At 59.3% G+C, this 20,580-nt stretch carries 17 protein-coding genes; 9 read left to right on the top strand and 8 right to left on the bottom strand.

Features of this window, described 5'->3' with window-relative positions:
* Window positions 1-693 precede the first annotated feature (693 nt).
* Window positions 694-1,029 (bottom strand): hypothetical protein, encoded by a 336-nt coding sequence (locus tag VNX23_RS10040; protein WP_325629552.1) that lies wholly within the window; start codon window positions 1,027-1,029, stop codon window positions 694-696.
* 305 nt (window positions 1,030-1,334) lie between these two features.
* Here VNX23_RS10040 and VNX23_RS10035 point away from each other — a divergent pair, with 305 nt between their 5' ends.
* The 4 genes from VNX23_RS10035 to VNX23_RS10020 are packed head-to-tail and all read left to right on the top strand — an operon-like array spanning window position 1,335 to window position 8,063.
* Window positions 1,335-2,372 carry a patatin-like phospholipase family protein gene (locus VNX23_RS10035; RefSeq protein ID WP_325629550.1) on the top strand — a complete coding sequence of 346 codons (1,038 nt, stop codon included), beginning with the start codon at window positions 1,335-1,337 and terminating at the stop codon, window positions 2,370-2,372.
* A 20-nt stretch (window positions 2,373-2,392) separates the two neighbouring features.
* The gene (locus VNX23_RS10030; protein WP_325629578.1) at window positions 2,393-3,847 is read left to right on the top strand and encodes a GntP family permease; all 1,455 of its coding nucleotides are present in this window, start codon (window positions 2,393-2,395) and stop codon (window positions 3,845-3,847) included.
* 41 nt (window positions 3,848-3,888) lie between these two features.
* Window positions 3,889-5,007, top strand: coding sequence for an efflux RND transporter periplasmic adaptor subunit (locus VNX23_RS10025; protein ID WP_325629548.1), 1,119 nt, complete (start codon window positions 3,889-3,891; stop codon window positions 5,005-5,007).
* A complete protein-coding gene (locus tag VNX23_RS10020) occupies window positions 5,004-8,063 on the top strand; it encodes an efflux RND transporter permease subunit (protein WP_325629546.1) in 3,060 nt (1,019 codons plus the stop codon). The genes VNX23_RS10025 and VNX23_RS10020 overlap by 4 nt, the downstream gene beginning before the upstream one ends.
* Before the next feature lie 143 nt (window positions 8,064-8,206).
* On the opposite strand, the gene VNX23_RS10015 is transcribed toward VNX23_RS10020, so the two are convergent.
* From VNX23_RS10015 to VNX23_RS09985, 7 genes are all read right to left on the bottom strand, one after another.
* The gene (locus tag VNX23_RS10015; protein WP_325629544.1) at window positions 8,207-9,811 is read right to left on the bottom strand and encodes a complex I subunit 5 family protein; all 1,605 of its coding nucleotides are present in this window, start codon (window positions 9,809-9,811) and stop codon (window positions 8,207-8,209) included.
* Window positions 9,808-11,226 (bottom strand): complex I subunit 5 family protein, encoded by a 1,419-nt coding sequence (locus tag VNX23_RS10010; RefSeq protein WP_325629542.1) that lies wholly within the window; start codon window positions 11,224-11,226, stop codon window positions 9,808-9,810. The genes VNX23_RS10015 and VNX23_RS10010 overlap by 4 nt, the downstream gene beginning before the upstream one ends.
* A 71-nt stretch (window positions 11,227-11,297) precedes the next feature.
* A complete protein-coding gene (locus VNX23_RS10005) occupies window positions 11,298-11,636 on the bottom strand; it encodes an NADH-quinone oxidoreductase subunit K (protein WP_325629540.1) in 339 nt (112 codons plus the stop codon).
* Window positions 11,636-12,586 carry a hydrogenase subunit MbhD domain-containing protein gene (locus VNX23_RS10000; RefSeq protein WP_325629538.1) on the bottom strand — a complete coding sequence of 317 codons (951 nt, stop codon included), beginning with the start codon at window positions 12,584-12,586 and terminating at the stop codon, window positions 11,636-11,638. Before VNX23_RS10000 ends, VNX23_RS10005 begins: the two co-directional genes overlap by 1 nt.
* Window positions 12,583-12,870 (bottom strand): monovalent cation/H(+) antiporter subunit G, encoded by a 288-nt coding sequence (locus VNX23_RS09995; RefSeq protein ID WP_325629536.1) that lies wholly within the window; start codon window positions 12,868-12,870, stop codon window positions 12,583-12,585. Before VNX23_RS09995 ends, VNX23_RS10000 begins: the two co-directional genes overlap by 4 nt.
* Window positions 12,867-13,139, bottom strand: coding sequence for a monovalent cation/H+ antiporter complex subunit F (locus tag VNX23_RS09990; RefSeq protein WP_325629534.1), 273 nt, complete (start codon window positions 13,137-13,139; stop codon window positions 12,867-12,869). Before VNX23_RS09990 ends, VNX23_RS09995 begins: the two co-directional genes overlap by 4 nt.
* Window positions 13,132-13,602, bottom strand: a complete 471-nt coding sequence (locus VNX23_RS09985) for a Na+/H+ antiporter subunit E (protein ID WP_325629532.1) — start codon at window positions 13,600-13,602, stop codon at window positions 13,132-13,134. The genes VNX23_RS09990 and VNX23_RS09985 overlap by 8 nt, the downstream gene beginning before the upstream one ends.
* 531 nt (window positions 13,603-14,133) lie before the next feature.
* Between VNX23_RS09985 and VNX23_RS09980 the strand changes: the two genes are divergently transcribed.
* From VNX23_RS09980 to VNX23_RS09960, 5 genes are all read left to right on the top strand, one after another.
* On the top strand, window positions 14,134-15,027 hold the full coding sequence (locus tag VNX23_RS09980) for a transglutaminase family protein (RefSeq protein WP_325629530.1): 894 nt from the start codon (window positions 14,134-14,136) through the stop codon (window positions 15,025-15,027).
* 196 nt (window positions 15,028-15,223) lie between these two features.
* Window positions 15,224-16,723 (top strand): SGNH family hydrolase, encoded by a 1,500-nt coding sequence (locus VNX23_RS09975; RefSeq protein ID WP_325629528.1) that lies wholly within the window; start codon window positions 15,224-15,226, stop codon window positions 16,721-16,723.
* 1,694 nt (window positions 16,724-18,417) lie between these two features.
* Complete coding sequence (locus VNX23_RS09970) at window positions 18,418-18,708, top strand: hypothetical protein (protein ID WP_325629526.1); 291 nt, start codon at window positions 18,418-18,420, stop codon at window positions 18,706-18,708.
* Window positions 18,709-19,530: 822 nt separating this feature from the next.
* The gene (locus tag VNX23_RS09965) at window positions 19,531-19,710 is read left to right on the top strand and encodes a hypothetical protein (RefSeq protein ID WP_325629524.1); all 180 of its coding nucleotides are present in this window, start codon (window positions 19,531-19,533) and stop codon (window positions 19,708-19,710) included.
* Between the two features lie 266 nt (window positions 19,711-19,976).
* Window positions 19,977-20,435, top strand: coding sequence for a DUF5681 domain-containing protein (locus VNX23_RS09960; RefSeq protein ID WP_325629522.1), 459 nt, complete (start codon window positions 19,977-19,979; stop codon window positions 20,433-20,435).
* Window positions 20,436-20,580 lie beyond the last annotated feature (145 nt).

Below are 20,580 nucleotides of genomic sequence, written 5' to 3'. Positions count from 1 at the left end.
CAAGAACTACAGAATCTGAAGTCCCTTCGCGATCAAGTTCGAATGCTCGGATTGAACCAGCGCTCGTCACGGGCAACGACCTGGCATTTGTGCAGGGTTATCGTACCGAGACGCACAATCACCGGTCGGCTTGTGCGCGGAAAGGTTTGGCGGCGTCACGATGGTCGTCATTGGTTGTACAAAAAATTCATCGACGGGGCAGCGGCCTAGCGTCATCAATCGCGCGCTAGTTTGCGCCGTGCCCCATGGTTTGAAATGGATAATCGTTCCGGTAGACGCGATCGCCTTGCTGGCCTTGGCCTGAAACAATATGCCGACTAAATCCGCGAACAAATGGAACGGCGGCGACTGAAGTTTATGTCAATTGAATGGCGCACTGACCAAAGCTGCCTCCTGGCGGTGGATATCTGGGAAATCTCCCGCGCTTCCAAAAAAATCAATTGACCTTCCTGTAGTTGAGGCGGTGGGCTGGTCCATGGCCCAACGACCGAGCGAACTCGCAGAGCGCATTTCTAGCCTGTGCGAGCCGACTGACAGAATTATGTTCAGGCTGCCGGTCGCAGCGGCTCGCGCTATGGCTCGCGAGATTATCAGACAGGCTCCACAGGACGGTTACATAGCCGTTGTCGAGCAGTGGCGGCCATTACCCAACGGACAGATTGAACTCACGATACGCTGTTTGTGGGCAGCAGACTAAACTCGATCACCGATCCCGCGCCAGCTTGCGCTTTCCCAATGGTGGTCTTTCCGATCGAGGTTGAACACGCGCTTGACGTAACGATAAAGCGCCCGCATGGCTGATATCGCGCCATGATTGTCCAGGGATTCCTGGCGTTCTTTGTTTTTTCGTCGCCACCAACCAAGCCGCGTTCGTGCGGCGGTTTCTGCAGACTTCCTCGCTTGTTGCTGAATCGACAATTTTACCGCGAGTAGTCCTGACCCAAATTGACGTAAATCAATATCGTCCTGCCAGAAGAGCAGCGCTTCAGAGCGATCAGTTATCCAATGCGCATTCGGCCATCGATGCAACTTAGACCGAGAATTTGTACCTACGTCTATGCAGCCCTGGTAGGAGTGTCGCTCTCAAGGAGCGGACGTTCGTCGCCGCTTGAAATCTGCCGAGCAGATTTTCAACTGGAAATCCATACCCTGTTTTGCGCGCGACCATTTGCTTGATCTGCCGCAACCTGGCTGGTGACTGGGGAGGCTAATAACGATGGGGGAGGTGCTCTCGTCCGCCACGCGAGCGCGAGCAGCGACCGCATTTATCGAACAACAAACAAACAAGAATGCGCCCGACAGGCGCCGGGTCTTCGATAGAAAACGGTACCATCATGCCCGCACAACTGGATGCCTCGCGCAAAACCGTTCTCATTGATCTCGCCTTGCAGGGCGGGGGCTCTCACGGCGCTTTCACATGGGGCGTACTGGATCGACTTCTCGAAGAGTCCTGGCTGAGGATCGAAGCGATTTCCGGCACCTCGGCGGGCGCCATGAACGCCGCCGTTCTGGTCAGTGGCTATATCAAGGGCGGCGTACGCGGCGCACGCGAGGCACTGGACGCGTATTGGGAACGGGTCGCCGCCTCTGCTCGGTATAGTCCAATCCAACGCTCGATGTTCGACCGCTTGATGAATCGTTGGTCGCTCGACACCTCTCCCGGCTATGTGATGATGGACCTCGTGAGCCGGCTTGTTTCACCCTACAATCTCAATCCATTTGGCTACAATCCGATCCGGTCGATTCTCGAGGACTGCATCGATTTCAGTCATCTCAACGAGGCGCCGATCAAGCTTTTTATCACTGCAACGAACGTCCATACCGGTCGTGGCAAAATTTTCCGCAACAAGGAGATCACTCCGGAGGTGTTGCTCGCTTCCGCCTGCTTGCCGACCTTATTCCAGGCGATCGAGATCGACGGCGAGCCCTATTGGGATGGCGGCTACGCGGGCAATCCAACCATTTCGCCCTTGGTCCGTGAGAGCGAGGCCTATGACGTTATCCTGGTTCAGATCAATCCGCGCGAACGCCGCGAAACGCCGCGTTCAGCAGGTGACATCCTGGACCGGCTCAATGAAATTTCCTTCAACTCGCCCCTGATGAAGGAGCTGCGCATGATTGCGCTGCTGTGCCAGGCTGCCGATCCTGGCACAGGCGAGGGGCGTCGTTGGGCCAAAATGCGCACCCATCACATTCTCACGGACAAGCTTGCCGAGTTCGGGGCATCCTCCAAGCTCAACGCCGAGGCGCGTTTCCTGCACGTGCTCAAGGAGGAAGGCCGAAAGGCGGCGGAGGACTTCCTCAAGTTGCACGGCGCGGACGTGGGAAAACGCTCGACTGCAGATCTCGACATTCTTCTGGCGGAGTGCTGATCATGGGTCTTCGTGATCTGATCGGCCTCTTTGGCATTCTGATTGGGCTGGGGCTGCTCATCTGGTTGGCCTTCAAGGGCTGGAGCGTGTTGTTGCTCGCTCCGATCGCTGCGGTTGCCGCGGCTTTCTTCTCCCGAGAGCCGTTATTGGCGCACTGGACTCAAACATTCATGCAAAGCGCCTCGGGATTTCTCGCGCAGTTCTTCCCGATTTTTTTGCTTGGCGCGTTATTCGGCAAACTGATGGAGGACACCGGCTCGGTCTCGGCGATCGCCGACTACATGACGAAAAAGCTGGGAACGAAGCGCGCAATTCTTGCTGTGGTGCTCGGTGGCGCTGTGGTCACCTATGGTGGCGTCAGCCTGTTCGTCGCCTTTTTCGTCATTGCGCCGATGGCGCAGGGTCTCTTCAAGGCGGCAGCCATTCCCCGGCGGCTGATGCCCGCGGCTATCATGCTCGGTACCGCTACCTTCACGATGTCGGCGATGCCAGGGACTCCGTCAATCCAGAACACCATTCCGATGCCGTTCTTCGGCACGACGCCATTTGCCGCGCCAGGCCTCGGCATCATCGCGTCGGCCATCATGCTGACGTTTGGCGTGTGGTGGCTGGGTCGTCAGCAGGCGGCGGTGCACGCAAGTGCTGAGGGCTTCGGCGATGGCGCTCTCAAGAACGCCAGCGAGATCGCCCGGGACGACACATTGCGGGAACGCGCCGTTGCTTCGCATGAATTCGACCCTGCGGAGATTGCTCACGGTGAACTCGCGGCAACGAAACCTGAATTCGGGTCTGCGGTCACGCCGATCGTCGTCGTCATTCTGGTCAATCTCTTACTGTCGCTGATAGTGTTGCCACGACTAGACCTCAGCTTTCTTTCCAGGCCCGAATGGGGCGGCGTGTCTCCCGCCGCCGTCATCGGCGTATGGTCCGTTCTGACTGCGCTGACCCTGGCAATACTCGTGGTCATCGTCCTCAACTGGAAGCGAATCCCGGACCTCCGGGCAACCATGGACGCCGGCGTGAACGCCTCGGCGCTTCCTGCGATCAGTGTTGCAAGTCTGGTTGGCTTTGGCGCGGTCGTCGCCGCCCTGCCGGCCTTCGCTGTGGTGCGCGACGCCGTTCTGGGTATCGGCGGCGGGCCGCTCGTCTCTCTCGCTGTCGCGACCAATACGCTGGCTGCGCTCACCGGATCGGCGTCTGGCGGTCTGACGATCGCCCTTGACGCACTGGGTGCAACCTATCTGGAACGAGCGGCGCAGATCGGCATGGACCCGGCGCTCCTGCATCGGGTTGCCGTGATCGGCTCCGGCACGCTCGACAGCCTGCCACACAACGGCGCGGTGGTTACGCTCCTGTCGGTGTGCGGGTGTACCCATGGCTCGAGCTACAAGGATATCTTCATAGTCGCCATTCTCGGCGCCATTATCGCTCTCGTTGTGGTCATCGTGCTCGGCTCGCTCGTCGGTTCGTTCTGATCTACCGCCTCGTCAACTACGGTCGCCAATGTGAGGCTCCGATGCTTATCTCGTCACGCACCCCTTGCTCGGGCTGGCATCTGCCCCGCGGACCAGTTCTGGCACTTGCTCTGACGCTCCTCCCATTGCTCGCCGGTTGCAAGCGCGATGTCGCCGAAGAGGCGCCGCCCCCGCGCCCTGTGCGCACGGTCGTCGTCGAAAAGGGCGGCTTGGGCCAGACAATTGTTCTGACAGGACAGATCCAGGCGGAAAAGGAAGTCGCTCTCGCCTTCCGGATCGGTGGCAGGATCATCGAGCGCTCGGTAGATAGGGGTGATCGCGTCACGCCCGACCAGGTGGTGGCCAAGCTCGATGCGCAAAACGAATTAAATTCGCTTCGTTCCGCGCGCGCGGCGCTTGCCGCTGCCAACGCCAGGCTGGAGCAAGATTCCAATCATTTCGACCGCCAGGACACACTGCTGAAGCAGGGTTGGACGACCCGCGCCAACTTCGATCAGGCCCAGCAAGCGCTGCGCACTGCGCAGGCGGCCGTGGATGACGCCAAGGCCCAGGTCGAAATCGCCGAGGACCGTGTCAGCTATACCCAGCTCAAGGCTGGCTTGACCGGCACCGTCACCAACCGCGCGGCGGAATCGGGTGAGGTAGTACAGGCCGGTCAGATGGTTTTCATGGTCGCGCGCGATTCCGGCTGGGACGCTGTCTTCGACGTTCCGGCTCAGGTGCTGCGCACTGCGCCTGGGGATGCTGATGTGATCATCGCTCTGACCGACGATCCCAACATCACCGCCAAAGGCCGAGTGCGGCAGGTCGATCCGCAGGCTGATCCGGTCACGCGCACGTTCAAGGTCCGCGTAGCAGTCAACGATCCACCTCCCGAGATGCGGCTTGGTGCGACCGTAACCGGCCGGATGGAAGTTGATCATGGCCACGGAATTTCGCTCCCTGCGAGCGCCTTGACCGCCACAGATAGAAATCCCGCAGTATGGGTGGTCAATCCGGACAGTTTGACCGTGGGCCTTAAGCCGGTCGAAGTCCTGCGCTTTGATCCGGGGACGGTGGTGCTTTCGGGCGGGCTAGACGGCGGCGAGATCGTTGTCACAGCGGGTGTGCAGGCGCTGCATCCGGGCCAAAAGGTAAGGCCTCTGGGAGTGCGGTCATGAGTGGCCCCAATCTTTCCGACTGGGCGCTGAAACATCGATCCTTCATCGTTTTTACAATGATCGCGATCGTGATCGCCGGCTTGTCGTCCTATTTCCGTCTTGGACGCAGCGAAGATCCGGCCTTCACCTTCCGCACCATGATCGTGCAGGCGGCTTGGCCAGGAGCAACGCTCGACGATACCCTGACCCAGGTCACCGAACGCCTTGAGCGCAAGTTACAGGAAACAAAGGGCCTGGACTTCCTGCGCTCCTATACCAATCCGGGTTTGACGACGATTTTCGTCAATCTCAAAGGCTCGACCTCCGCAAGGGAAGTGCCGGACATCTGGTATCAAGTGCGCAAGAACATCGGGGATATACGGCATACCTTGCCCCAAGGCGTCGTCGGACCTGGCTTCAACGATGATTTCGGCGACACCTACGGCCTGATTTACGGTTTTACCGCTGATGGCTTCAGCCATCGTGAGTTGCGCGATTATGTCGAGGAGATGCGCTCGAAGCTGCTGCTGGTTCCGGACGTCTCCAAGATCGAAATTCTCGGCGCGCAAGATGAGCAGATCTATGTCGAATTCTCGACAAGCCAGCTTGCCGGGCTCGGCATCGACCGCGCTGCGCTGGTCGATGCACTCCGGGCACAGAACGCCGTGATTCCAGCAGGCTCGCTCCAGACCGGCGACGAAAAATTGTCGATCCGCGTGACCGGCGCTTTCAAGTCAGAGAATGATCTGCTCGACGTCAATTTTCCGTCGAATGGGCGTTTGATCCGCCTGCGAGACATCGCCGAGGTTCGACGGTCGCTCTCCGATCCGCCGCAACCGATGTTCCGCGTCAGCGGCAAGCCGGCGATCGGTCTTGCCATCGCCATGCGCGACGGCGGCGACATCCTGGCGTTGGGCCAAAATGTGAAGAAGGCGATCGATTCCGGCGTGACCGATCTGCCGCTCGGCATCGACGTGACGCTGGTGTCCGATCAGCCGGTGGTGGTGAAACACGCCATTGGCGAATTCATGACGTCCCTCTGGCAGGCCATTGCGATCATCATGGCCTGCAGCATCGTCAGCCTTGGATTCCGGCCCGGCGCCGTGGTCGCCTTGTCGATCCCGCTGACCGTGGCGATTATCTTCCCGATCATGGAATCCATCGGGATCGATTTGCAGCGCATTTCGCTCGGTGCGCTGATTATCGCTCTCGGCCTGCTGGTCGACGACGCGATGACAACGGTCGATGTGATGATCTCACGCATGGCGGCCGGTGACAGCAAGGAGAAAGCGGCGACTTTCGCCTATGACACGCTGGCATTTCCCATGCTTACCGGCTCGTTCATCACCGCTGCAGGCTTCGTGCCAATCGGTTTTGCACGGTCTTCGGCCGGCGAATATACGTTTTCGATTTTCGCGGTCGTATCGATCGCGCTGATCGTTTCCTGGTTCGTTGCGGTGCTGTTCGCACCTTTGCTTGGAGTCTGGCTGCTCAAGTCTCCCGAACGCAGAGAAGACGGGAAACCCAGCCGTATCATGACCGCATTCCGTGCGATTCTGCTGACCGCCATGCGCCGGCGCTGGATGACTGTTGCGATCGCGCTCGCATGTTTCGTTGCCTCGCTTTTGGCTCTACCGCTGGTGCCCCGGCAATTCTTCCCGGCTTCGGACCGTCCTGAGCTGGTGGTCGATCTGACCTTGCCACAAAATGCGTCGATCTTCGCCAGCGACCGTGCCGCGGCCAAACTCGACGCCGTGCTCAAGGAAAATCCCGACGTCGCGAGCTGGAGCACTTATGTCGGGCGCGGCGCGATCCGCTTCTATCTTCCATTGAATGTGCAGCTCAACAACGATTTTTTTGCCCAGGCTGTGGTCATTGCGAGGGATGTTGCCGCGCGCAAAAGGCTTCAGACGGCGCTCGAGAAAAAGTTGGCTGAGGAGTTCCCGAACATTGTTTCTCGCGTCTCACCGCTGGAGCTTGGGCCGCCAGTGGGATGGCCTGTGCAATATCGCGTAAGTGGCCCGGATTTGGGCCAGGTGCGCACCATTGCCTTGCAGCTCGGCCAGGTCCTCGGCTCCGACAACAATCTGCGGCGGATAAATTTCGACTGGATGGAGCCGGCGCGCAAGGTGCGAGTCGAAATCGATCAGGATCAGGCGCGCCTCCTTGGACTGAACTCGAGGCAACTTTCGGCCTATCTGAACACGGTGATGACCGGCGCCGCAATCACCCAATTGCGCGACGACATCTACCTGGTCGACCTCGTCGCCCGCGCTCAAGACCAGCAACGTGTCTCCCTCGACACAATGCAATCCTTGCAGGTGCCGTTGCCCAGCGGTCGCACGGTTCCCTTAAGTCAGATCGCGCGCTTTGAGTACGGCCAGGAATATCCGCTGGTTTGGCGACGCAACCGCGTGCCGACGCTGACCGTCCAGGCCGATGTCGCACCGGGTTCGTCTCCGGAGGCAGCGGTGGCTTCCTTGGCCCCGGCCGTGGAAAAGCTGCAGGCGAGCCTGCCTGTGGGCTATCGCATTGCCGTGGGCGGCACGGTCGAAGAAAGCGCCAGTTCACAGGCCTCGGTCTACGCGATGGTCCCTGCAATGCTGTTCCTGATGCTGCTGTTCCTCATGGCGCAGCTGCACAGTTTCAGCCGGCTCGCCATGGTTCTCTGTCTTGTGCCTATGGGCCTTATAGGCATTGTCGCAGCCTTGCTGATTTCTGGTCGGCCTCTCGGTTTCGTCGCCATTCTCGGAATTCTGGCGTTGATGGGCATGATCGCGCGCAATGCTGTCATCCTGATCGAACAGATCGAGTCCGAGCGCGCACAGGGTCGTGAGCTGTGGGATGCGGTCGTGGAAGGCGCGGTCTCGCGTTTCCGGCCGATCATGCTGACCGCAATCTCGACCGTTCTGGGCTTTATTCCGATTGCACCGACCGTGTTCTGGGGGCCGATGGCCTTCGCGATCATGGGCGGATTGTTCGTAGCCACCGTGCTGACCCTCCTCGTCCTGCCGGCGCTCTATGTGATTTTCTTCCGCGTCAAGGAACCGAAGCAACGACTAGTGGAGCGGATTTGACGTTCGCTACTCGCTTGCCGCGGCTCGCTTATGCGAACGTCAAATCCAAAGCTCCACTAGCATCAATAATTTGCAAGTGGTCCTTTGATTCTAACATTCGCAAACGTGGCTCGTTGATGGGAGCGAATGTTAGAATCGGACCACTAGCTACCTGAGACGCTCGCCGTCAGCAGGGCCAGGATAATCAGAAGTAACGAGATGCCGGCCATCGGCCATTGCCGTAGACGGGCGTCAAGCTTTTCAAGGGATGGACCAATACCTAACAAGCGACGGAACGCGGCCTCCTCAAGCACTATGCTGTCGCCGACCGGCACGTGCGGTGCAAACCTGACCCGTCTCAGCACAAAAGCGAGGCCCATGCCAAGCGCCACCGGCCAGAGCCCATCGACGAGATTGCCGATTTCAAACGCATATGACGCATTGCCGACTACCGGATAGAAAGCCCACGGCAGCAAGATCGCGCCGAGGGCAGCCGCGGGCCAAAAACGAACGAGAGCGGATGGACACTCCTGTGCAGCGCGCGACGATGGCACGGCGAAGCAGATCAGGAAATGTGTCATCAACAGCGCCGTGCCGATTGAAGAAAGCGTGGCGAGCGCGGCTACCGATCCGCTGGCGAACTGCGCCTTTGTTGCAAGTTTGGCCAGCGCGCCGCCTGTGAACGGTAGCCCCGCAAGGCTAAGGGCAAGGGGGACGGCGAGAACCGGCGTTGCCGCGTCTCGCGTGGCCAGCACGCCGATCGCAAGGAACAGCGCAGCTTTCACCAGCAGATGGTTTGCAGCATAAAAAGCTGCGTCGAGAGCGCCGTCAGCTTCTCCTTTGGCAAGCGCTATGCCCAGCACGGCTGCGATGACTCCCATCTGGCTGATGCTGGAATATGCCAGAATAACCTTGGGATTTTGTTGGGTCAGACCGAAAGCGACCCCGTAAAACGCGGAAAGAAAGCCCAAGACGACCAAAGAATCCCCCCAACCCTCCATTGGGATTCCAAGCGGCAGAAAGCGGATAAGCCCGATTACGCCGGCCTTGACGCCCGCGCCGCCCAGAAGCGCGGCTGCAGGGATCGGCGCGGCGCTATAGGTCAGCGGCATCCAGCCGTTGAAGGGGACCATTCCCAGCTTCATACCGAATCCGGCGACGATCAAACCCAGGGTCGCGTCTCGCCAAGGCGAGGAAGGCAAGGCGGCCATCGCATCCACGATGCGCGTGCTTCCAAGCGGCTCTCCTGTCACGAGCATCGCGAAGGCGAGCAGCAAAATCGCCTCGCCAAGAATGGTGAATGCCATATAGATCGCACCGGAGCGCTTCTGTTCGCGGTCGTCAGAAAAAGCGAACAACCCATAGGCCGGAATGCTGACGAGCGCATAAAAAAGGTAGAAGGAGACAAGATCACCGGCGACGAAGACACCTATGTTGCCGGTCATTGTGAGAAGCCAGGAAAGGCCGAAACGGTTATCGGGCGGGCGGTCGCGCCAGATCGCAGCGCTGAAGACGATCCAAAGCAAGGCCGCGCCCGTGAGAAGCAGGGCGCCTGGCGGATCGAGGCGGAGAGTGAAGTCCAGGATAGGCAGGTCGCAGACAAGCGGCGCGCGGATCAAACCGACGAGGCCAGTTGCGAGACTGGGTACCGGGGCGAGCCATTGGAGGGCGAGGGCGTGCCGTCGCCAGCCTTCGACGAAGCAGGCGCCGAGGAATGCCAATGGCGTGGCGAGGCTCGCGACGAGCAGCGTAGAGGGAAGATCGGTCATGGCTGCCCCACCACCGGACGCCCGATTTCAAGGAAGTCAAAGAAAGCCTGCGGCGCGAAGCCAAGCGCAATGGCGACCGCTGTCAGAGCAAGCGCAATGACCTCCTGGCTGCGCTTCGGAGGCAATACCAGTGAAATTTGGTCATCGGATAATGCGGGCGTAAGAATCCGGTAGACATAGCCGGCCGCAAGCAGGCCACCGGCGAGGATCGGAAGCGTCCAGACCCACTGGCCAGATGCGACGGAGGCTTGCAGCATCAGCCATTTGGCGCTGAAACCGCCGCTCGGCGGAAGGCCCACCAGCGACAATCCGCCAAGCGCAATGGTCAGGAAGGTCAACGGTAACACGCGCGCCGCGCCGCCCAGTTTTACGATCTGGTCATGGCCGAGCGCTTCGGCAAGCAGGCCGGCCGAGAAAAACATCGCAGCCTTGGCGAACGCATGGGCGAGAATCTGCATCACTCCGGCACTCCAGCCGATCGCACTCGAGGCGCCCGTTGCAAGCGGGAACACCAGAAAGAGGTAGCCGATCTGAGCCACTGTCGAATAGGCGATTAGCAACTTCAACCGCGCTTGACGCAAGGCGATTACACTCCCTGCGATAATCGCCGCTGAGCCAAGACAACCGAGAACAATGGCCACCTTCTCCGCGGGAAGGGCGGGAAGGATATAAAACCACAGCCGAAGCGTGAGAAAGAATGAGCCTTTGACAACGAGTCCGGAGAGTACGGCACTCGCTGCCGCCGGCGCGTTGGCATGGGCTGGCGGCAGCCAAAGGTGCAGCGGAAAGAGGGCAGTTTTGGCGAGCAGGCCGCAGGTCATCAGGGCGGCCGCCGTCCAGACAACGGGCGTTGACTGCACCCTTTCTGCGAGAAGCGAAATGTCCAGCGTCCCGTGCGCGCCGTAGAACAAGGCCACGCCGAGCAGATAGGAGATCGATCCGAAGAGAGCGAACAGCAGATAGCGCAATGCGGCAGCGATCGTCTCCGGGCGGCCATCGATACAGACGAGAGGCACCGCCGCGAAGGTCAGCAGTTCCAGCGCGACGTAGAGGTTGAACAGATCGCCGCCTACGAAAATGATGTTTAACGCGGCCCAGATCGCCTGAAGCATGATCCAGAAGGTCAGCGAACTTCGGCTTTCGCTGACGCCGTCAGGCGTAGCGAACTTCGGGCGGGCATAGAACGCCGCGGCTGTCACGATCACCGCAGCAGCGACCAGCATCACCGCCGAAATGCCGTCGGCACGCAAGGCGATCCCGAGCGGCGGCGGCAATCCGCCCACCAGATAGACGATGGGCTTGCCCGCTCGATTGACATGGAATGCGATTGCGCAGGCCAGCGCAAATCCGAACGGCGTCGAACATAAAGCAATGCGCTCGGCATTGCGGCCTCCAGGCGTGAATGAGAGGATCATTCCGACAACCGGGAGCAGAATCGTGAGAACGAGGAGGTACCCGCCCGGCGTGGTTGTCCCCGATTCCGCCATCACATTGTGTCTCCACCATTCGATCCGGTCCAGACCTCTGGATCCAACGTGACGTGGCCGCTCTCCGCGGAAAGGCGTAAAATGAGGGCCACTGCGATCGCGCTGGCGGCGAAGGCGACCACAATTCCGGTTATGACCATGGCTTGTGGGACGGGGTCGAAGCTAAAGCCCGCCGACGCGCCGCGCCGCGCGACAATGCCGAAAATGAGGAAGACACCACTGCCCATCAGGTTGAAGGCCAGCAGCTTGCGCAGCGGATGTGGATGGAGAATGAGGCCATAAAGCCCAAAACCCACCAAAGCCGCGCCGGTCAATCCCGCCAGAACTGAAGGGGTCATTAATCGGGTCTCTCGCTCGGCGGACCAGCGACGAGCATCGGCAAGGCCGCCGCGATGGACAACACCATGAACGCTTCGATGAAAAGGATGATCGGCTTGGCGAGGCTGGGCGGATAGGCGAAGAAGGCTCCTGCGACAACTTCGCCCGCGAGCCCGCTGATGAGGAATACGGCAGGTCCAGCGACCAAAGCCACGCGCAGCCATTGCGTGTCGATGCGGGGCGGGTCCGTCAGCCGCGCCATCATGGTGACCATCCACATGGCCGCAAGCAGAGCGCCGCCTTGAAATGCGCCGCCCGGCGCGTTGGCTCCAGTCCAAAAGATATGAATTGCAATGAGCGCGCCGACAGGGGCGAGCATCTGGGCGAGAAAGACCATCGGAGCATAGGGCTCTTGCTGGCGGAGCGGCGCGGGCGCGCTGCCCCACGCCTTGTCGGTGCCCACCGACCAGACCCCGACCACCGCCAGGATCAGCACGATCTTCTCCAGCATTGTATCAAGGGAGCGATAGGACATCAGCACCGCTGTGATGGGATTGCCCAGGCCAGCGCCGGCACCGTCGGCAGCAGCGGCCGCTTCCGGCGCAAGCGAGGGGGGCGGATCAGGCAGCATCAGGATGACTGCGCCCAACGCGCTGGCGACGAGCGCGGCGAGCACGCCAGTGAGGAGTTTGAAGGCGAATCCCGGCTGCGCCTCCGGAGCAGCATTCTTGAGTGCTCCGAGCCTTTTGCCCGCAGTAATCAACAGCACCCCGGTGACCCCACTGCCCACCGCCGCCTCGGTCAAGGCAACGTCTGGCGCGTAAAGCCGGATCCAGACGAAAGCGAGCAACAGCCCATAGGCGACATAACCGACCACGGAGGCGAACAGCTCCCGCGCAGTGATAGTAAAGATAGCGACGCCGATGACCAAACCGGCAAGAACAACGTCAAGAATGGGGAGAAGACTCATTTGCGACCCCGCCTCAGCGCGCGGCCAATCAGTTGTGAGGTCGAGCCACCCGAGAGCAGAACCAAAACCCAAATGACGATCAGTTTGAGTGCCGAAAGTGCGCTATCGGCGTGGGGGATCAGGCCGAGCGCGACCAGACCAAGGCCAAGATTGTCGGCCTTGGTCAAAGCATGCAGACGCGTGAGCGAGTCCGGAAAGCGCAAAAGGCCAACCGTCCCCGCGAGGAAGAAAAACGTACCGGCGCTGATCGCGGCGATACTGAAAAGATCGAGAAGCGCAATCACGCCTCAGCGTCTCCCTGGTCAACGTCGAGGAGATTGATGAAGGCAATGGAGGCAAACGCGGCGAGCAAGGCGAGACCGAGCGCGACATCCTCCACGCCGGGGACATTTGTCGCCTGAGCGATCAATAGCAGCGCGGCGATACCGCCGGTGCCGAGCAGTTGGACCGCCATCAGCCGTTCCACGTCATTAGATCCAAGCAAAATGCGAGCAAGTCCAATGGCGACCATAAGGACAATGAGGCCCGCCGCCGCGAGAAGCAGTTCATTCATGGCCGAGCGCCTTTTCGAACAGGTCTTCGTCAGCTTCGATGGATGCGGCTATCGGCTGCAAAATGTCGAGGCCGTGCACCTGAAGCGTGTCGCCTTCCGCGCTTGTAGGCAAGGTTCCTGGCTGCAGGCTCGAATAAATGAGAAAGGTGTTGCGGGTGACGCCGGGCGGCAACGTAAAGGGGACGGCAACAAATCCGGGATTCAAGTCAAGACGGGGCAGGAGCGCACGTCTGGCGACGTCTACGCCCGCGAGGATGGAACTGCTCAGGAAGCGAAGGTTAAGTCTGACAAGCGGGGCGAGACGCGGGCGGATTGTGGTGGGCGGTAACAGCGACAAGCTGATCAATACCGCGAGTACAGAAGCCGCGACGCCGATCGGAAGATCCTCTTTGCTCCAATTGGCGATTGCGAGCCAGATACTTATAAAAAAGACGAAGCGGGCTGCTGAGGCCGTCGTCTTCAATGACGATTGAAGGGACATCGAATGACTCCCTTTTTCGAGATCACGCTAGCACTCCTAGCCCCAGTGCGGCAACCATCGCCGTTGTGCTCTTGGCGCGCGCTTGCTTGCCGATCGTTGTGGTATTTTTTGATGTGGCTGGGAGGTTGAGATCAGGACGCGGTCGATCGCGGATAATCAACAACCGGCAAAGCGAACCGAAAAACGGAACCACAAGGAATGAAATGTTTCCAAATCAGAAGTCATCGGAATTGGCCGCCGTCTGATTGGCCGCAGGCCGAGATCAGCTCCGGTGTTGAATCCGCGCTTCAGGCTCCGCGCCACAAGGTCGAGCAATATAATGCCATCCCGCCAGCAACCAAGTCAGCTGTGCTGCTCGTGATCGAATACCACAAAAGCGTTAGTCCGCCAGCGCCTACGGATCTGTGAGTTCACGCCCTGACTTCGTCGGTTGTGAGCTCGGCTGTGATCGGCGCTGAACGAATCTGGATCTGCCTCGCGTTTGGACCGCTTTTTCTTTACAGTCGTTCCATCATGACGGTGTTCTCTGTACATCATAAGACGATGTATCGCTACAAACGACCGATAAGACCGGGCCTGCATCAGCTCCTGTTCCGCCCGCGTGACAGCTTCGATCAACGATTGCTGGAATGCCGTCTGAACGTCATTCCCGAGCCTGCGGAAGTCAGATGGATTCACGATGTGTTCGGCAACTGCCTGACGTTGGTCGATTTTAGTACGATGTGCGAACTGCTGGAATTTGAGACCTTCATCCGCCTGGAGCATACGCCCGAGAACGCTCCCGACTTCCGGATAGAAGATTATGCGCGCTCGCATCCGTTCTCGTATTCCGAAGATGAAGCTCCGGACCTAGCCGCCTACATCTCCCGACAACATCCGCATGACGTCGAGGTGGAGGAATGGTTGGCAAAGTTCGTGCGAATGGACACCAGCCAACCCACCGGACAACTCCTGATGACGCTCAACGAAGCGATAGCTGAAGGGTTCTCATACGAGCAGCGAATGTCCCGCGGGACGCAATCGCCCGGAGAAACCCTAAACCATCTACAAGGCACGTGCAGAGACTTTGCGCTGTTGATGATGGAAGCAGCTCGGTACCTGGGATTCGCGGCGCGATTCGTCACCGGGTACGTCTACGTGCCGGGTCGTGACGGGCCGCTTCGGCTCGGAGGAGGATCCACGCACGCCTGGTGTCAGATCTACGTGCCGGGATCAGGATGGGTAGAATTTGATCCGACGAACGGGATAGTCGGCAACCGAGACCTTATCCGCGTAGGCGTTGCCCGAACACCCGCACAGGCAATCCCCCTTTCCGGAAGCTATTGGGGAGACGGGGAGGACGAACTCGGCATGGAAGTCATGATCAACGTGAAGACCACGGACGACTCGATGGGGAAAGCCCCTTAGCGCGTGGCCATTAAGGCAGTCAGATGGTTCGAACCCCTGCATTATACTCCACCGGCGCAGGATCGCGGTGTTGAGACCCGTAGCAATGTCGGCTTCGGCTTTTTCTGTACTCACGGTAATCACTTCACAATGATCTGAGACTTGTTACAGCGCCTTAGTGCTATGGTTGAGTTTCTCCGTCCCGTGCAGTCCGGCCATGTCCAACAGGCCAAAACGAGTGCGTGTGTTTACCCGAAGCGGCCTGCTAATTGCGCTGGCCATGGCCTTGGGGTTGCTGCTCGGCATAGTTGGATCCAGCTCGGCGCAGTTCTTTAATTTCGGCGGTTTTCAGCAGCGCCCGCAGCCGCAGCGCGGTGGTGGGGGGTTCGGTGGCGGCTGGTATGGCAACGGCATGTTTGAGCCGTTTCAGCAGAAAGCACCTCGTTGGGATAGGCGGCAAGCGCTACCGCCGGTGCGCGAGGATTTTTCAAAGGCGCCGCCGCCGGAGAAACGCGAAACTGTACCGCAGCGTCACATTCTAGTGCTCGGTGACGCTATGGCGGACTGGCTCGCTTACGGTCTCGAGGACGCCTATTCGGAGCAGCCCGACTTGGGCGTGATCCGCAAGCACAAGACCGTTTCCGGTCTAATTCGGTATCAGCCCAAGGGCGAGCCCGCCGACTGGGCGGCTGCGGCCAAGAACATCCTCGCCACCGAGAATCCGGACGTTATCGTCGTCATGCTGGGCCTCGATGACCGCACGTCGATGCATGAGCCAGCGGCCGAGAAGGCCGACAGCAAATCTGCCCCCGACAAACAGAAGGTCGATAAGAAGGCTGACAAGAAGGATGCAACGGCCAAACCGGACGGCAAGCCGGCGGATGCCGAACTGTCCGGCGAAGCCGCCGGCGCCGAGCCGCCGGTCATCTCGCCCGAGAAAAGTGCGCGCTCCCCGAACGGCGTTTACGAATTTCGAGAGCAGCGCTGGGTCGAACTCTATAATAAAAAGATCGAGGAGATGATCGGCGTCCTTAAGTCCAAGGGTGTGCCGGTGCTGTGGGTCGGTCTGCCGGTGGTACGCGGCCCTAAGGCAACCGCTGACACGCTGTTCCTGGATGCATTGTATCGCAACGCTGCCGGCAGGACCGGCATCACCTACGTCGATGTCTGGGACGGATTTGTCGACGAGGCAGGCCAATTCACGCAGAAGGGACCGGACTTGGAAGGCCAAATCCGCCAGCTGCGCTCCTCCGATGGTGTTTATTTTACAAAACCCGGTGCGCGCAAGCTCGCTCACTACGTCGAACGGGAAATCACGCGGCTTTTGGCGGCGCGCACCGCACCGGTTCCACTGCCTACCGAGCCGCCAACGCCCGATGCTAATGCGGTCCCAGGCCAGCCTGTGCCCCGGCCGCTGGCAGGACCGATCGTGCCGCTGGTTGATTCTTCCGTCGGTACCGATCAACTACTCGGCGGCCCGGGATCGCGGCCAGCCGCGGTCGACACGCTCGCCGCCAGAACGCTGGTCAAGGGCGAAGCCTTGACACCGCCTGCCGGCCGCGCCGACGATTTTGCCTGGCCTCGCCGGGAGGTCGGACGAGAACCGGCCACGGGTACGAATCCGGTGGCATCGGTATCGCCCGACGGCTCACGCAATGCCAGCGCCCTGGCGATGGCGCCGGCGGGATCGCTGAAGCCGAAAAAGCATCGCCGCTAGAGTCAGGATTGCTCGAGGATCCGCCTTGGCGCGGCAACGCGTGGCGCAAACGGCGCGCGTACCTGCGGACGTCTGTTCCATCGCAAGCAGAAGCTTGATTGGCTCGGTTATCCACTTCCGGTTATGGCCCGTAGCGACATGCAGGTGCGCGCCTTCGATGTCCGCTGGAAGGGTGATCTTGGTCGGGCGGATCGGCATCTCTTATTATAGGCCCCAGAGCTGGTCCCGCACCAAAAGGGGCTAACGGTTAATTCAAAACCATGCGCGTGGGTAGATGAGTGGGTAGAAATCAGAGGCTTAAAAAAATATGTATTTTCAATAACATGTTGCGGAAGGGGTGGGATTTCGTCAGTCTTTGATATCGTTCTATATTTTCGCACCAAGTGTCAAACCTTGTGCCGTATTGTGCCGTTGTTTGTTTTATCTTTCGGGCGCGGTGTCAAACCTTTCGGTGGGCGGTCAGTTCGATTCCCGAACCGTCCTCCGAACCCACGGTGCCTCTAGATGACTCAGAAATGGCCGCTGGTGCGTTTTAGTATGTTTCCGCACCCATCCCGCTACAGGGCACTAAAAACGAATCCATGATTCGCTAATGGCCGCCAACGCATCGAGGAAGATCGAAAAGATAACGTTAGGCGAAATGCGCTCGTCAGGCGTCCGCGGGCTTCTGATCTATTGCTCCGATTATCGGTGCTCCCATTACATCGCAATCAGCGGCGATCGATGGCCGGATGATGTTCGACTGTCTGATCTCGAGCCGCTATTCACCTGCACTGCTTGCGGGACAAAGGGCGCGGACGTTAGGCCAGACTTCAATTGGAACAAGCAGGATGCGCTAGCTAGGGGTTTTTGACGGCCGTTCCTATCTCCCGGCCCCGGAAGAGAGCCTGTGGATAACTTGGAAAAGCCTAGATTTGCGCAGCATTTGGGCTTGTTGATAAAATCTCATCAGGGCAGCTTTCCGCAAAGGGAGGCCCCCGTTTGGGTGTATGCTCGGCTTGCGGTGCTTCACCGCATCCCCAAAGAACCTAGCCCCGCCCTCTTCGCGGGGCTTTTTCTATGCACAGTCGAGTTCGATATCTGGGGCAAATGAGCAAGGTTCGATTAGGTCAACTAAAACGCGATCCCAGGAACGGTTCCCTTTCCATATTACATAGGCGTGCAAACGGTCACGGCTGTATTTTGAAATTTGACCGGTGCGGCTCTGCCAATCCGCATGACGCCGGTACAAAGCGCCGCCGGAGGCCATGTACGCACGAACGCCTCTTTCGTTTAGTTTTACGAGCATCCTCAGTTCCCCCATTTTGACCGAAGGCGGTTTGGGATCGAAATGAAGGCGAAATCTGGGCAGTGCACTGCCTTATGTGTGGATAGCGTCATTAGCAATAATCGACATCGCTGCAACGCTTCGGCGGCCCCATACTGTATTGAAGCCGGAAAGCTTCTGTAGTGAGCGGCGGTGGCCCCGTCTTGCGATCTCGCGCCTGTTTTTTGTAAATCGCCGCCAATCACAATTGACGCGTGGTGCGCCCTCAGACGGCGCGCGCTGGCTTTTGTTTCCAATGGCGACTGCTGCAGCCGCTGCGCCATGATGGCTTGGGCGCCAGGTCCGGCTCGCCGCCGTGGCAGGCCATTGCCAACGGGCTCGCCGCCGTAGACATTGCGCTCGGTGCTTTTGAATGGGGATGGGGCCAATGAACAAAGCCACGCTGGCCGTCGCTGCGGTTGTTGGAGCGTCTGTCCTCTCCGCGTTCTTCGACGCGCACGCCCAGAATAGCGGCGTCGAGATCGAGCCGCAGTTTCAGGAGGCCATCCGGCGCAAGGTCGAGGGCTTCGGACTCAACTGTCCGATCCCCTACAGGCTCAATTGGATCGCGGAGGACGCGCGTGGGGTTGTCGGCCGGCTCGACTGCCAGAACCGTGAGGGCAAGACCTGGTCGCTGCGCTACATCATCGGCAACCGCGAGTTCATGGAGCCTTGGTGATTATGAGGGGAGGGTGTTTGCAAGCCTTCCAAGCCGCTGTTCTAGGGCGAGCATTGAGATGAACTGGCGCAGGGGTCTTTTCAGAGCGTGGATATCGCTTGCGATCTTCTGGATCGGCATTGCTGGCGGCTACGGCGTTTTCAAGTGGTACAACGATCCATGACGAGTTGCGGCGGCAGAACACTGTGATCCGACGAACCCGCATTCGAACTATTTCGTTTGCAAGGACAAGGCAAAGGTTAAATGTGATCCGACGAATTCCTACGCGCGATTTGTCCCTGGTTGCCAGCAGGCGACTATCGATCCCTTAAAGCCAGAGGCTGCAAATTCCACGGATTTGGAGCTGCCACCCTATCTGGCAACGCCAAAAGCGTTCCGACAGCCGGGCCTCTGGGAAGTATTCTGGTTGACGATCAGCCCACCCGCTTTGCTGTTGCTACTCGGCGCGAGTCTCTATTGGGTCGCTTCGGGGTTCCGTGCATGAATCAAATAGCTGCATGACTCACAGATGCCCCGCTGTGAGTCGAAATCCCCGGGCTAGGTGGGTAGCCGCTTTCAGTTTTGACTCACCACTGGGCATCTCTGAGTCAGCAAACGGCTATCGAGAGTGTAGTTTGATCCCAAATCTTCCGCGATTGCTCGGTTAGACTTCTCCGAGGCCCAGGAATGCACGGTTCCTGAGAGCTGGGCGTGTGACGCGGAACAATATGTTGATGTCGCAATATTGTGAAAGCACAATATCTTGAAATCCTATTATCATATGCTATATCTGGGCCAGCTTGTTCCCACTGAGGCGGCGAGCTTTGAGGATTTGCGACTATAATGAAGCAGGAAACACCATTGCAGGAATTACTGCGGGTTAGGGCACCGTCGGTGCTTATTGAAGCAATTGACCGGGCGGCCCATCGCGATTTCCTTTCGCGATCCGCTTACATCAGGCAGGCGGTGATTGCGAGGTTGCGAACTGACGGCGTCGGTATCGAGGAAACACAGGCGCTTTAGCGAGCGCAACAATACCCGGTGAGGATGCCGGGCACTAAGCAACCGCCTAAGCAAGGGCGGGCATTTGCCGTTAGCGCAGATCAGGCGTTGCGCGCTAGCGGTGTAGTTCTTGAGGCATTGAGTACGGCTCAGAGTTAAGCCGGCTAGGGCGAGGGCGCCCACAAGGAATGCGGATAGTGAGCCGATAGGGCCGCCGCGAAAAACAATCAGAGTCAAAATCAACAGTCGAAGCGAGGACGCTCGCATTCGAATGATCGGAGACCGTCTTGAGGAAAAAGTCTGAAATTGCAGGCAAAAAGCAGGATACCAGGTTCAAGCCCGGGCAGAGTGGAAACCCCGCTGGCAAGCCCAAGGGCCTTCGCAACCGGGCGACACTAGCACTGGAGGCGCTGCTCGACGGGGAGGCGGAAAAGCTCACCCGAAAGGCAATCGATCTCGGCCTCGCGGGCGATATGGCCGCGCTTCGGCTTTGCCTGGACCGCATCATGCCACCCCGGAGGGATCGCCACGTCGCATTCCCATTGCCGGCAATGAATGAGCCTGTGGATGCGGTGAAGGGCCTTGCCTCGATCGTGGCAGCGGTGGCGAGCGGGGAATTGACCCCATCGGAGGCGTCCGAGTTGACGAAGCAGGTGGAGGGCTATGCGCGTGTCCTTGAAACAGTTGACCACGAAGAGCGCTTGCGAGCGCTGGAAGGGAAATTTGGAAATGGCAACAGGTCATAACCGGCGGCTGGACCGACTTGAGGAGATTTCGGCCCTCAATGGTCGCACAATCTTCATTTGGGGCGCTCGTTCGCCAGAATCTGTCGAGCGAGAGAAGGCAAAGCGTATCAGGGCCGGATCAGCTAGACCGGACGATCGTTTCATT

It is taken from the genome of Bradyrhizobium sp. (assembly GCF_035570375.1).
GTDB lineage: Bacteria > Pseudomonadota > Alphaproteobacteria > Rhizobiales > Xanthobacteraceae > Bradyrhizobium.
The sequence above is the reverse complement of the archived record's forward strand: the minus strand, read 5'-3'. Positions and strand labels throughout refer to the sequence as shown.